The 12886-nt window shown below is 66.0% G+C and carries 10 protein-coding genes; 6 read left to right on the plus strand and 4 right to left on the minus strand.

Annotation, left to right across the window (positions count from 1 at the left end; all coding sequences use genetic code 11):
• Positions 1–83: 83 nt before the first annotated feature.
• Entirely contained in the window at positions 84–623 is a 540-nt protein-coding gene (locus tag K8374_RS22590; RefSeq protein WP_224457277.1) for a type 1 glutamine amidotransferase domain-containing protein, read from the plus strand.
• A gap of 179 nt (positions 624–802) precedes the next feature.
• Entirely contained in the window at positions 803–1999 is a 1197-nt protein-coding gene (locus K8374_RS22595) for a class I SAM-dependent rRNA methyltransferase (RefSeq protein ID WP_224457278.1), read from the plus strand.
• An 85-nt stretch (positions 2000–2084) separates the two neighbouring features.
• Here the strand turns inward: K8374_RS22595 and mgtE are convergent, their stop codons facing one another.
• Positions 2085–3140 (minus strand): magnesium transporter, encoded by a 1056-nt coding sequence (mgtE, locus tag K8374_RS22600; protein WP_224457279.1) that lies wholly within the window; start codon positions 3138–3140, stop codon positions 2085–2087.
• 507 nt (positions 3141–3647) lie between these two features.
• Here mgtE and ilvD point away from each other — a divergent pair.
• The gene (ilvD, locus tag K8374_RS22605) at positions 3648–5489 is read left to right on the plus strand and encodes a dihydroxy-acid dehydratase (protein ID WP_224457280.1); all 1842 of its coding nucleotides are present in this window, start codon (positions 3648–3650) and stop codon (positions 5487–5489) included.
• A 123-nt stretch (positions 5490–5612) separates the two neighbouring features.
• Here ilvD and K8374_RS22610 read toward each other — a convergent pair whose 3' ends face one another.
• A complete protein-coding gene (locus K8374_RS22610; protein ID WP_224457281.1) occupies positions 5613–6668 on the minus strand; it encodes a haloacid dehalogenase-like hydrolase in 1056 nt (351 codons plus the stop codon).
• 245 nt (positions 6669–6913) lie between these two features.
• Here K8374_RS22610 and K8374_RS22615 point away from each other — a divergent pair, with 245 nt between their 5' ends.
• The gene (locus tag K8374_RS22615) at positions 6914–8305 is read left to right on the plus strand and encodes an L-cystine transporter (RefSeq protein WP_224457282.1); all 1392 of its coding nucleotides are present in this window, start codon (positions 6914–6916) and stop codon (positions 8303–8305) included.
• A 117-nt stretch (positions 8306–8422) separates the two neighbouring features.
• On the opposite strand, the gene K8374_RS22620 is transcribed toward K8374_RS22615, so the two are convergent.
• On the minus strand, positions 8423–8938 hold the full coding sequence (locus K8374_RS22620; protein ID WP_224457283.1) for a dihydrofolate reductase: 516 nt from the start codon (positions 8936–8938) through the stop codon (positions 8423–8425).
• Between the two features lie 53 nt (positions 8939–8991).
• Here K8374_RS22620 and K8374_RS22625 point away from each other — a divergent pair, with 53 nt between their 5' ends.
• Positions 8992–10383, plus strand: a complete 1392-nt coding sequence (locus K8374_RS22625) for a DUF2868 domain-containing protein (protein ID WP_224457284.1) — start codon at positions 8992–8994, stop codon at positions 10381–10383.
• Positions 10376–11740 carry a GTPase/DUF3482 domain-containing protein gene (locus tag K8374_RS22630; RefSeq protein ID WP_224457285.1) on the plus strand — a complete coding sequence of 455 codons (1365 nt, stop codon included), beginning with the start codon at positions 10376–10378 and terminating at the stop codon, positions 11738–11740. The genes K8374_RS22625 and K8374_RS22630 overlap by 8 nt, the downstream gene beginning before the upstream one ends.
• Positions 11741–11845: 105 nt before the next feature.
• Here K8374_RS22630 and K8374_RS22635 read toward each other — a convergent pair whose 3' ends face one another.
• The gene (locus tag K8374_RS22635) at positions 11846–12871 is read right to left on the minus strand and encodes a putative 2-aminoethylphosphonate ABC transporter substrate-binding protein (protein ID WP_224457286.1); all 1026 of its coding nucleotides are present in this window, start codon (positions 12869–12871) and stop codon (positions 11846–11848) included.
• Positions 12872–12886 lie beyond the last annotated feature (15 nt).

Genomic DNA, 12886 nt, shown 5'->3' on the forward strand with positions numbered 1-12886 from the left:
CCCACTGGCGCGATGCGCCGGAACTTTCCCCACGCCTTGCGGGCCTCCTTTCACAGGCCCATCCCGAAAAGGAGAACATTCCCATGAGCGCAACACTCAACGGCAAGCGCGTGGCTTTCCTGGTGACCGACGGTTTCGAGCAGGTAGAGCTTACCGGCCCTCGCGAGGCCTTGGAACGCAACGGCGCGGTGGTCGATATCCTGAGCGACAAAGAAGGCAGCGTACGCGGCTGGAACCATGACAAACCCGCGGACGCGTTCGCCGTCGATGCCACCTTCGAAGCGGCCAGTCTCGACCTCTACGATGCCTTGGTACTGCCGGGCGGGGTACAGAACTCCGATACCATCCGGATCATTCCGGCAGCGCAGAAACTGGTGAAGAGCCATGACTCGGCCAACAAGCCGCTGGCGGTGATCTGCCATGGCGCCTGGTTGCTGGTGTCGTGCGGCCTGGCGCAGGGGCGCCGGCTGACCAGCTACAAGACCTTGCAGGACGATATCCGCAACGCCGGCGGCAACTGGGTGGACGAGGAGGTGGTCGTCGACGGCAACCTGATCACCAGCCGCAAGCCCGATGATATCCCGGCGTTCAGCGAACAGCTGGTCAAGGCCCTGGCAGCCTGAGCCCCCCGATCGCTGGCAAGCCACACAAGGCATGGCGGTGTCGCTGAAAAGAGCGCAGGACAGGTTGGAGCCGGCTTGCCGGCGATTGGGCCTTCAAGACCGTTGAAATCCCGACAGGGCCAACGCCTGCGCCGCCACCAACGCGCTATAATCCCGCTCTTTTTTCCCGGAGCGACGTCATGTCCCTGCCCAGCCTTCGCCTCAAAGCCAATGCCGACCGCCGCCTGCGCGCCGGCCACCTGTGGGTCTACAGCAATGAAGTCGATGTTGCCGCGACCCCGCTGCAAGGCCTGCGCGCCGGCCAGCAGGCCGTCCTCGAGACGGCCACCGGCAAGCCGCTGGGCGTGGTGGCGGTAAGCCCCAACAACCTGATCTGCGCCCGCCTGCTGTCGCGCGACGCCAAGCTACCGCTGGACAAGTCGCTGCTGGTGCACCGCCTGAACGTCGCCCTGTCCCTGCGCGAGCGCCTGTTCGACCAGCCCTGCTACCGCCTGGTCTACGGCGACTCGGACCTGCTGCCTGGCCTGGTGGTCGATCGCTTCCATGACATCCTGGTGGTGCAGCTGGCCTCGGCCACCATGGAAGCCCACAAGGACGAGGTGATCGCCGCCCTGGTGCAGGTGCTCAAGCCCAGCGGCATCCTGTTCAAGAACGACTCCGCGGCCCGCGATGCCGAAGGCCTGGAACGCTACGTCGAGACGGTCTACGGCGAAGTACCGGACTGGGTACCGCTGGTGGAGAACGGTGTGAAGTTCGAAGCGCCGGTGCGTGACGGCCAGAAGACCGGCTGGTTCTACGACCACCGCATGAACCGCGCGCGCCTGGCGCCGTACGTGAAGGGCAAGCGCGTGCTGGATCTGTTCAGCTACATCGGCGGCTGGGGCGTGCAGGCCGGCGCGTTCGGTGCCAGCGAAGTGTTCTGCGTGGATGCCTCGGGCTTCGCCCTCGATGGCGTGGAGCGTAACGCGGCGCTCAACGGCATCGCCGAGAAGCTGACCTGCATCGAAGGCGACGTGTTCGAGGCCCTGCGTGAACTGAAGGCGGCCGAAGAGCGCTTCGACGTGATCATCGCCGACCCACCCGCCTTCATCAAGCGCAAGAAGGACCTGAAGAATGGCGAGGCCGCCTACCGCCGCCTCAACGAACAAGCCATGCGCATGCTCACCAAGGACGGCATCCTGGTCAGCGCCTCGTGCTCGATGCACCTGCCCGAGGACGACCTGCACAACATCCTGCTGACCAGCGCCCGCCACCTGGACCGCAACCTGCAACTGCTCGAGCGCGGCGGCCAGGGCCCCGACCATCCGGTACACCCGGCCATCGCCGAGACCCGCTACATCAAGAGCATCACCTGCCGGCTGCTGCCCAATAGCTGATGGCACAAGGCTGCTCCTACATACGCCAAACCCTGTAGGAGCGGCCTTGCGCCGCGAAAGGGCCGCAACGCGGCCCCCGTTTCACTCAGATATCCAACACCCGCGACGCGATCCCGAAATACACCAGCACCCCCGCCGCATCGGCGATCGAGGTCACCAACGGCCCACTGGCCGTAGCCGGGTCAAGCCTGAAACGGCTGAGCAGGAACGGCAGGCTCATGCCGATCAGGCTGCCGACCAATACGATCACCAACATGCTGCTGGCCACGATCAGGGCGATCTCCGGGCCACCGCGCAATACCCCAAGCGACGCCACCGCCACCGCCATAGTGCCCCCCAGGGCCAACGCCACGCCGCATTCGCGCATCAGCATGCGCAACCAGTCGCGCATCACCACCTCGCCAGTGGCCAGGCCACGGACCATCAAGGTCGCCGACTGCGCGCCGGCATTGCCACCGCTGTCCACCAGCAGCGGCAGGAAGAACACCAGGGCGATATGGGCAGCGATGGTTTCCTCGAAGGCCGCGATACCCGCGCCGGAGAACAGGTTGCCGAACACCAGCAGCACCAGCCACAGCACACGCTTGCGGTACAGCAAGCCGATGGTGGCATTCCTCAGGTTGCCGACATGGTTGGTGATCGACGCCCCCTTGTGGAAGTCCTCGGTGGCCTCGTCGACCACCACGTCGAGGGCATCGTCGTAGGTGACGATGCCCACCAGGCGCCCCTGCTCGTCCAGTACCGGCACAGCCAGCAGGTCATGCTCGCGCATCAGCCGCGCCACCTCCTCCTGGCGTGTGGCGGTGCATACGCAGATGACCTTGCGCACCATGATCCGATCGATCGGCTGGTCGGGGGCGGCGAGAATCAGCTCGCGCAGTGACAGGGTGCCCAGCAGGTTGCGCTGCGCATCCAGGACGTAGGATTGGTAGATGGTCTCGGCATCGGCGGCTTCGCGTCGCAGCATGTCGATGGCTTGGCTGGCACTCAGGCCATCGTCCAGGCTCGAATATTCGCTGGTCATCAGCGCGCCGGCGGTGCCTTCGGGGTAATGACGGCCATCCAGCAGATGGTCGCGGCGGGCCTGGGCGGCCTGGCGCAGGTCAAGCGGGGAAACAAGCGTATCGGTGGTGTAGTGCATGAGGTTCTCCTGGCGCCGTGACAGGCGCCCGCAGACCTCAGCCAGACAGGCTCAAGCCTCCGAAAGCCCTGGCGACGGCGCGCTCAGTGCCAGATTGCAGGTTCGTGAAGAACTGAAACTGGGAAGGTCCATTGAGGTCATGTCTCGTGAAGCCGCACATGCGGCGCCGGGATGATAGGCCAAGCGCACAGGGGCGTCAGCGCCGCCAGAGCAGGTTTTTCAAGTTTGGGAAAGGTCCTACAAACATCGGGGAAGACGAAAACATCGCCGAACCCCAGGGCAGAGGCCGCCGACCATCCATATGCCCATTCCCTCCAGGCGCCAGCGGTGTAGAATCGACCCATTCATCGCCAGTCATCCCCGGCGGGTTTATGAGCTCTGGTCGAGCCTGCGGCGATCCCGCGCGGTCTTCGACCCCCTCCGTGCCAGCGGCAACCGGCCTCGGCGTCAAGGAAAGAGAAGCTCACTCCCCTATTCGTGACCTGATTCAGCCGCCAGGAGTGCTTCATGCCTGATTATCGTTCCAAGACTTCCACCCAGGGCCGCAACATGGCCGGCGCCCGTGCATTGTGGCGCGCCACCGGGATGAAGGACGAAGACTTCAAGAAACCGATCATCGCCATCGCCAACTCGTTCACCCAGTTCGTCCCAGGGCACGTGCACCTGAAGGACCTGGGCCAGCTGGTGGCCCGCGAGATCGAACGCGCCGGTGGCGTGGCCAAGGAATTCAACACCATCGCCGTCGACGATGGCATCGCCATGGGCCATGACGGCATGCTGTACTCGCTGCCGAGCCGCGAGATCATCGCCGACGCCGTGGAGTACATGGTCAACGCCCACTGCGCCGACGCCATCGTGTGCATCTCCAACTGCGACAAGATCACCCCCGGCATGCTGATGGCCGCCCTGCGCCTGAACATCCCGGTGATCTTCGTGTCCGGCGGCCCGATGGAAGCCGGCAAGACCAAGCTGGCCAGCCATGGCCTGGACCTGGTCGACGCCATGGTCATCGCCGCCGACTCCTCGGCCTCCGACGAGAAGGTCGCCGAGTACGAGCGCAGCGCCTGCCCGACCTGCGGTTCCTGCTCCGGCATGTTCACCGCCAACTCCATGAACTGCCTGACCGAGGCCCTGGGCCTGGCCCTGCCGGGCAACGGCTCGACCCTGGCCACCCATGCCGACCGTGAACAGCTGTTCCTGACCGCCGGGCGCACCATCGTCGAGCTGTGCAAGCGCTACTACGGCGACAACGACACCTCGGTCCTGCCACGCAACATCGCCAGCTTCAAGGCTTTCGAGAACGCCATGACGCTGGACATCGCCATGGGCGGTTCGACCAACACCATCCTGCACCTGCTGGCCGCGGCTCAGGAAGCCGAGGTGGACTTCGACCTGCGTGACATCGATCGCCTGTCACGCAAGGTGCCGCAACTGTGCAAGGTGGCGCCGAACATCCAGAAGTACCACATGGAAGACGTGCACCGCGCCGGCGGCATCATCAGCATCCTCGGCGAACTGGCCCGTGGCGGCCTGCTGCACACCGACCTGCCGACCGTGCACAGCCCGAGCATGGAAGAAGCCATCGCCAAGTGGGACATCACCCAGACCAACGATCCGGCCGTGCATGAATTCTTCAAGGCAGGCCCGGCCGGCATCCCGACCCAGGTCGCCTTCAGCCAGTCGACCCGCTGGCCGACCCTGGACACCGACCGCATCGAAGGCTGCATCCGCAGCGTCGAGCACGCCTACTCCCAGGAAGGTGGCCTGGCGGTGCTGTACGGCAATATCGCGATGGACGGTTGCGTGGTGAAGACCGCCGGTGTCGACGAGTCGATCCTGGTGTTCGAAGGCACGGCCAAGATCTTCGAGAGCCAGGACAGCGCCGTGCGTGGCATCCTCGCCGACGAAGTGAAGGCGGGCGACGTGGTCATCATTCGCTACGAAGGCCCGAAAGGCGGCCCGGGCATGCAGGAAATGCTCTACCCGACCTCGTACCTGAAATCCAAGGGCCTGGGCAAGGCCTGCGCCCTGCTCACCGACGGCCGTTTCTCCGGCGGCACCTCGGGCTTGTCGATCGGCCACGCCTCGCCGGAAGCCGCTGCAGGCGGTGCCATCGGCCTGGTGCGTGATGGTGACAAGATCCTCATCGACATTCCCAACCGCTCGATCAATCTGTTGGTCAGCGACGAGGAGCTGGCGCACCGGCGTATCGAGCAGGACAAGAAAGGCTGGAAGCCGGCCGAAGCCCGCCCACGCAAGGTGACCACCGCGCTGAAAGCGTATGCCCTGCTGGCCACCAGCGCCGACAAGGGTGCGGTGCGCAACAAGGCGATGCTCGAAGGGCTGTAAGACCAAGAGGGCCGCTTCGCGGCCCTTTCGCGGCACAAGGCCGCTCCTACAGAGGTCTGCGTGATCCCTGTAGGAGCGGCCTTGTGCCGCGAAAGGGCTGCAAGGCAGCCCCGTTACTCGGTCCTACTGGATCTGCTCCGGCGTCACGATCACCCAGTTCTTGTCCGCCGTCACCGGCAGCCCTTCCTTGGCCTGGGCCGCGGCGTTCTTGGCGATCATGCCGTTCATCTGGTCCATGTACTTGGCCTTGCGGTTGATCCACAGGTGGATGCCGCCCTTGTTCACATCCACACCATGGAACTGCATGTAGCCATCGCTGGTGGGCGTGTCGCCGCCGACCAACACCGGCTTCTTCCACTGGTCGATATAGGTGAGGATCGCGGCCTGCTTGCCCGCCATCCAGGTGGCCGGGGTCCACAGGTAAGGGGTCAGCTCCAGGTCCTGGTTGGCCTTCGGGTCATAGCCACCCTCGGCGATCTGCTTGCGTGCCGTGGTGAGCTGGCCATTGGCGCGGTCCTTGAGCAACAGGCTCACGCCGATGACGTTCTGCGGTTTGACGTTGTAGCCGTACTTGGGGTCGGACGCGACCATCCGCACCAGTTCCTCGGACGCGGCGGAGATCACATAGACGTCGATGCCGTTCTCCATCAGCTTGTTGAACAGCTCGGTCTGCCCGGTGAAGACCTTCGGCGGCTGCACCTCCATGCGCTTGACCTGGTCGCCCTCGAAATAGGTGGCGGGGATCGGCTTGCCGGCGGCCATCATCTCGTCGACCTGGACTTTCAGCTCCTTGAGGGTGAAGCCGGAAAACACCTGGGCGACCCAGGGGTAGCAGACCATGTCGTCGACTTCGCACAGCCGGTAGTAATAACTGAACAGGCTCTCCTTGTGCTCGGCGGTGTCCTTGAAGGGCATCAGCTTCAACGACGGGTCGAGCTTGTCACGGGTGATCAGGCCCTTGTTCTCCATGAACGGCAGCAGGGCTTCTTCCAGGTCGAAGCGGTAGCTGGTGTTGTCCATGTCGAAGACTGCGTAATTACCTTTGTTGGCATTGGCCGCGATCATGCTGTCCAACTGCTTGGCGGCCTCTGCGGGCCAGTGCTTGAGCTCGGTGGCCCAGGTCTCGACGCTGAGCAGCAGGGCCAGGCCCGCGGCGAGGACTTTCGGAGCAGACTTCATTGCAAGTTCTCCTGAACAGTGGACCTGCAACGCTAGACAAAGCCCTCCTTGCACAAGGCTCCGACAACGACCTTCAACCTGCTTGGAACGCCACCTGACATCCTAAAAACGACACCCGCATATTCCAATAGCGACTAAGCAAATTCGATTTAGATATAATTTCGTTTGTTTTCAGGCTGTTAGCATTTCCGTTCGCAATCGCTCATCCAGAGGCGGTGCCCCTTCTGCTTTACCCTGGAGCTTCAATGAACCTGCCGTTGTCACTCAACCTGCTGGCGTTCCTGGCCTTGCTGCTGGGCCTGGCGCAAACCCGCCGCACCGACTGGAGCCTGGCGAAGAAAGTACTGCTCGGCCTGGTGCTGGGCGTACTGTTCGGCCTGGTGCTGCACACCTGCTACGGCGCCGGCCATCCGGTCCTCAAGGCCACCATCGGCTGGCTCGACCTGGTCGGCAACGGCTACGTCGGCCTGTTGCAAATGATCGTCATGCCGCTGATCTTCGCCTCGATCCTCAGCGCCGTGGCGCGCCTGCACAATGCCTCATCGCTGGGCCGGATCAGCGTGCTGAGCATCGGCACGCTGCTGCTGACCACCGCCATCGCTGCACTGGTCGGCATCGTCCTGACCAACCTGTTCGGCCTCAGCGCCGAAGGGCTGGTCGCCGGTGCCCAGGAAAGCGCCCGCCTGCAGGCCATCCACAGCGACTATGCCGGCAAGGTCGCCGACCTCAACATCCCGCAGCTGCTGTTGTCGTTCATCCCCAGCAACCCGGTGGGAGACCTGGCGCGGGCCAAACCGACCTCGATCATCAGCGTGGTGATCTTCGCCGTGTTCCTGGGCCTGGCAGCGCTGCAGCTGATCAAGGACGATGCCGACAAGGGCAGCCGCGCCCTGGCCGCGATCGATACCCTGCAAGCATGGGTGATGCGCCTGGTGCGTCTGGTGATGAAACTCACCCCCTACGGCGTACTGGCGCTGATGACCAAGGTGGTAGCCAGCTCCAACCTGGACGACATCCTCAAGCTGGGCAGCTTCGTGGTGGTCTCGTACCTCGGCCTGGGCCTGATGTTCGTGGTCCACGGCCTGGTTTTGGCCGCGACCGGCGTCAGCCCGCTGCGCTTCTTCCGCAAGGTCTGGCCGGTGCTGACGTTCGCCTTCACCAGCCGTTCCAGCGCCGCGAGCATCCCGCTGAACATCGAAGCGCAGACCCGTCGCCTGGGTGTGCCGCAGTCGATCGCCAGCTTCAGTGCCTCGTTCGGCGCGACCATCGGCCAGAACGGCTGCGCCGGCCTGTACCCCGCCATGCTGGCGGTAATGGTCGCCCCGGCGGTGGGCATCGACACCTTCGACCCGCTGTGGATCGCCACCCTGGTGGCCATCGTCACCCTCAGCTCGGCGGGCGTGGCCGGCGTCGGCGGCGGCGCGACCTTCGCCGCGCTGATCGTGCTGCCGGCCATGGGCCTGCCGGTGGAACTGGTGGCGCTGCTGATCTCGGTGGAGCCATTGATCGACATGGGCCGTACGGCGTTGAACGTGAATGGGTCGATGATGGCGGGGGTGGTGACCAGCCAGTTGTTGAAAGAGACCGACAAGGAAGTCCTGGCAGGCGACGAGCATGCGCAGCTGAGTCAATCCTGAGGCTTTGGGGCCGCTGCGCGGCCCTTTCGCGGCGCAAGGCCGCTCCTACAGATACCGCGCAGCGGGTGTAGGAGCGGCCTTGTGCCGCGAAAGGGCTGCAAAGCAGCCCCAGCGCGCTCAAACCCGATCCCACACCTCGAAATGATAGGCGGGCTTGCCTTCCTCGACCTGCGGTTCACTCGACGCCAGCGCCCATTGCGCCTTGTCGAACTCAGGGAACCACGCATCCCCCTCCGGCGACAGCTCCACCCGGGTCAGGTACATCCGGCTCACCAACCCCTTCTCCAGCGCCTGCCCATACAGCTGCGCGCCACCGATCAGCATCAGCTCGCCAGCCCCCTGCTCCCGCGCCCACTGCTCGGCGCGCGCCACCGCAGCCTCCAGCGACGGGAACACTTCGGCCCCGCCCAGCGTCAGGCCCGGCTGGCGGCTGACCACGATGTTAAGCCGCCCCGGCAGCGGCCGCCCGAGCGAGTCCCAGGTCTTGCGCCCCATGATGATCGGCTTGCCCAGGGTGGTGGCCTTAAAGTACTTGAAGTCCCCCGGCAGGTGCCAGGGCATGGAATTGTCGATGCCGATCACGCGGTTCTCGGCGAGCGCCGCGATCAGGCTGAGAGGGAGTGATGTATTCATGCTGGCGAGGATAGCACCCAGTGCCTGGGTTATGCTTTGCCCTGACTTGTGCAATGGAAGAGCTCGTGACTGCACCCACCCGATTCGACAAACGCTGGCTCACCGAAGCGGTGCGCCTGCGCGAGGAACAGGCCGGCCCCCTGGAGGACCAGGAAGCCAACCGTCGCGCCCGCCAGCAGGGCGGTGACTTGGCGACGCGCATCGAAACCCGTGCCCTGTGGCTGGCCGAACGCGACGGCATGGTCGACGCCCTGCGCCATTGGAAACAAGGCGCGCGCCTGGCCTTGCTGGCCCTGTTGCTGCTTGCCACCCTCAGCGGCGCAGGCCTGGGCCTGGCGGCCCTGGGCGATGGCCAGCGCCCGGTGAATGTGTTCTGGGCCTTGGGCAGCCTGCTTGGCCTGAACCTGTTGACGCTGCTGGGCTGGGCAGCGGGCCTGCTGCTGGCTGGCGAACAGGGTGCGGGCCTTGGCCGCCTGTGGCTATGGCTCAGCGAACGCCTGGCGCGCGACGCCAAGGCCGCGCACCTGGCCCCGGCCCTGCTGGTGATGCTGCAGCGCCAACGCCTTAGCCGCTGGCTGCTGGGCGTGCTGGTGCACGGTCTGTGGCTGCTGGCGCTGGTGGTCGCGCTGGGCATGCTGCTGGCCCTGCTGGCCACCCGACGCTACGGCTTCGTCTGGGAAACCACCCTGCTGGCCGCCGAGCCCTTCATTGGCCTGACCCAGGCCTTGGGCGCCCTGCCGTCGCTGCTGGGCTTCGCCGTGCCGGACGAGGCCATGATCCGCGCCAGCGGCGACACCTCGCCAGCGCTGGACCTGGCGCGCCAGGCCTGGGCCAGCTGGCTGCTTGGCGTGGTGCTGGTGTATGGGCTGTTGCCACGCCTGCTGTTGACCGCCCTGTGCCTGTGGCGTTGGCGCCAGGGGCGCGAACGCCTGGCCCTGGACCTGAACCTGCCGGGCTACAGCCAACTGCGCGATGTGCTGATGCCCAGCAGCGAGCGGCTCGGCGTGCAGGATGCGGCCCCCGAGGCCCTGCCGCAGTTCCAGGCAGCCCAGCGCGATACCCAGGACGGCGGCGCCCTGTTGGTCGGCCTGGAGCTGGACGACCAACGCCCCTGGCCGCCGGCTTTGCCCCATAGCATCGGCAATGCCGGCGTGCTCGACAGTCGCGAGTCGCGCCACAAGCTGCTGGAGCAGCTCAGCCGCTTCCCGCCAGCACGCCTGGCCATCGCCTGCGACCCGCGCCGCTCGCCGGATCGCGGCAGCCTCGCGCTGTTGGCCGAACTGGCACGCAACGCCGGTGCCACGCGGATCTGGTTGCTCCAGGCCCTTCCTGGCCAAGCGCTGGATGCCGACCGCCTGGGCGACTGGCACGACGCCCTCGACCGCCTCGGCCTGCCCCACGCCGACACCGCGCCCTTGACCTGGCTGGAGCATGGCCATGACTGAGCCCCTGAAGCTGGCCGTGGTCGGCCATACCAACGTCGGCAAGACCTCCTTGCTGCGCACCCTGACCCGTGACGTCGGCTTCGGCGAGGTCTCCCATCGCCCCAGCACCACCCGCCATGTGGAAGGCGCACGCTTGTCGGTGGACGGCCAGCCCTTGCTCGAGCTGTACGACACACCTGGGCTGGAGGACGCCATCGCCCTGCTCGATTACCTGGAGCGCCTGGAACGCCCCGGCGAACGCCTGGATGGCCCGGCGCGGCTGGAGCGCTTCCTGCAGGGTAGCGAGGCCCGCCAGCGTTTCGAGCAGGAAGCCAAGGTACTGCGACAGCTGCTGGCCAGCGATGCCGGGCTCTACGTGATCGATGCCCGCGAGCCGGTGCTGGCCAAGTACCGCGACGAACTGGAAGTCCTGGCCAGTTGCGGCAAGCCGCTGTTGCCGGTGCTCAACTTCGTCGCCAGCAGCCAGCACCGCGAGCCGGAGTGGCGCGAGGCCTTGGCCCGCCTGGGCTTGCACGCGCTGGTGCGGTTCGACAGCGTGGCGCCACCGGAGGATGGCGAGCGTCGCCTGTACGAAAGCCTGGCGCTGCTGCTCGAAAACGCCCGCCCCGCCCTGCAGCGCCTGATCGATGACCAGCAGGCCCAGCGCTTGGCCCGACGCCAGGGTGCCAGGCGCCTGGTCGCCGAGCTGCTGCTCGACTGCGCCGCCTGCCGGCGCAGCGTAGCCGCCGAGCCGGCCGCCGAGGCCCGGGCCATCGAAACCCTGCGTCACGATGTGCGCCAGCGGGAGCAGCGCTGCGTCGAGGCACTGCTCAAGCTCTACGCCTTCCGCCGCGAGGACGCCCACGCTGCCGACCTGCCCTTGCTGGACGGGCGCTGGGGGGACGACCTGTTCAACCCCGAAACCCTCAAGCTGCTCGGCGTACGCCTGGGCAGCGGCGTCGCGGCCGGAGCCGCCGCCGGGGCCGGGGTGGACCTGTTGGTGGGCGGCCTGACCCTGGGCGCCGCGGCGCTGGCCGGGGCCATTGCCGGCGGAGCACTGCAGACGGCGCGCAACTATGGGTCGCGGTTGATGGGCAAGCTCAAGGGCCAGCGTGAGCTGACCGTGGACGACACCGTGCTGCGCCTGCTGGCGTTGCGCCAACAGCAGTTGATCGCCGCGCTCGACAGCCGCGGGCACGCGGCGCAAGACAGCATTCGCCTGGGTGAACCGGATGAAAGCACCTGGCGCGAGGGCAAGCTGCCCGAGGCGCTCAAGCGTGCGCGGGCACATCCGCAGTGGTCGTCGCTCAACCCAGGGGCGCGAGTCAACCAGACCGAGCGCCAGGAGCAGCTCGAAGCCTTGGTGAACGATCTTTAGACCCAATCGCGGGACAAGCCCGCTCCCACAGGTTTCCGCGAGCAACGGCGCACCTGTAGGAGCGGGCTTGCCCCGCGATTCGAGGCCGCAGGCCTCGCAGAACGCTTACTGTTGGGCAACCTTCTCCGACTTGCCGTCATAGCGCTTGCGCCACTCGGCGAGGATCTCGTCGCGGTTCTTCGACGCCCAGACAAAATCGTTCTTGATCAGGCGCTGCTCGTAGTCCGCCGGCAACTCGGTCTGCGGCTTGGCGATACCCGGTGCGGCCAGTACGGCGAAGTTCTCCTTGTACAGCTCCATGGCGGCCGGGCTTGCCGAGAAGTCGGCCAGGCGCTTGGCCGCATTGGCCTTCGGCGACCCCTTGATCACGGCGGTGGCCTCGATCTCCCAGCCCAGGCCTTCCTTCGGCAGGACGATGTCCAGCGGCGCGCCCTGGCGCTTGAGCTGCACGGCCGGATATTCGAACGAGATACCGATCGGGAATTCGCCGGCCGCCGCCAACTTGCACGGTTTGGACCCGGAATGGACGTACTGGCCGATGTTCTGGTGCAGGGCGTCCATGTAGGCCCAGCCCTGCGGCTCGCCAAAGGTCTGCAACCAGGCGCTGACATCCAGGAAGCCCGTGCCGGACGATGCCGGGTTGGGCATGACGATCTTGCCCTTGTACTCAGGCTTGGTCAGGTCCTGCCAGCTCACCGGCTTGCTCAGCCCCTGCTTCTCGGCCTCGATGGTGTTGAAGCAGAGGGTCGCGGCCCATACGTCCATGCCGACCCAGGCCGGCGGGTTGGCCGCATCCCGGTAGTTCGGCGAGATCTTGCCCAGGTCTTTGGGCGCATAGGCTTCGAGCATGCCGTTCTGGTCGAGGATCGCCAGGCTGGAGGCCGCCAGGCCCCAGACCACATCGGCCTGTGGACGGTCCTTCTCGGCCAGCAGCTTGGCGGTGATGATGCCGGTGGAGTCGCGCACCCACTTGATCTCGATGTCCGGGTTGGCCTTCTCGAAGGCCTGCTTGTAGCGCTTGAGCTGCTCGGCCTCGAGGGCCGTGTACACGGTCAGCTGGGTCGCGGCGGCCGAAGCCTGCAGGCTGAACACGGCGGATACGGCAGCGACAAGTGCGAGGGGCTTGAACATGATGCGGTTCCTTAC

It is taken from the genome of Pseudomonas sp. p1(2021b), from assembly GCF_020151015.1.
GTDB lineage: Bacteria > Pseudomonadota > Gammaproteobacteria > Pseudomonadales > Pseudomonadaceae > Aquipseudomonas > Aquipseudomonas putida_K.

Bases quoted from the DNA above. Each gene is read 5' to 3' on its own strand.
- K8374_RS22595 (WP_224457278.1), top strand. From the start codon at position 803: ATGTCCCTGCCCAGCCTTCGCCTCAAAGCCAATGCCGACCGCCGCCTG.
- K8374_RS22610 (WP_224457281.1), bottom strand. From the start codon at position 6,668: ATGAAGTCTGCTCCGAAAGTCCTCGCCGCGGGCCTGGCCCTGCTGCTC.
- K8374_RS22630 (WP_224457285.1), top strand. From the start codon at position 10,376: ATGACTGAGCCCCTGAAGCTGGCCGTGGTCGGCCATACCAACGTCGGC.
- K8374_RS22615 (WP_224457282.1), top strand. From the start codon at position 6,914: ATGAACCTGCCGTTGTCACTCAACCTGCTGGCGTTCCTGGCCTTGCTG.
- ilvD (WP_224457280.1), top strand. From the start codon at position 3,648: ATGCCTGATTATCGTTCCAAGACTTCCACCCAGGGCCGCAACATGGCC.
- K8374_RS22635 (WP_224457286.1), bottom strand. From the start codon at position 12,871: ATGTTCAAGCCCCTCGCACTTGTCGCTGCCGTATCCGCCGTGTTCAGC.
- K8374_RS22625 (WP_224457284.1), top strand. From the start codon at position 8,992: ATGGAAGAGCTCGTGACTGCACCCACCCGATTCGACAAACGCTGGCTC.
- mgtE (WP_224457279.1), bottom strand. From the start codon at position 3,140: ATGCACTACACCACCGATACGCTTGTTTCCCCGCTTGACCTGCGCCAG.
- K8374_RS22590 (WP_224457277.1), top strand. From the start codon at position 84: ATGAGCGCAACACTCAACGGCAAGCGCGTGGCTTTCCTGGTGACCGAC.
- K8374_RS22620 (WP_224457283.1), bottom strand. From the start codon at position 8,938: ATGAATACATCACTCCCTCTCAGCCTGATCGCGGCGCTCGCCGAGAAC.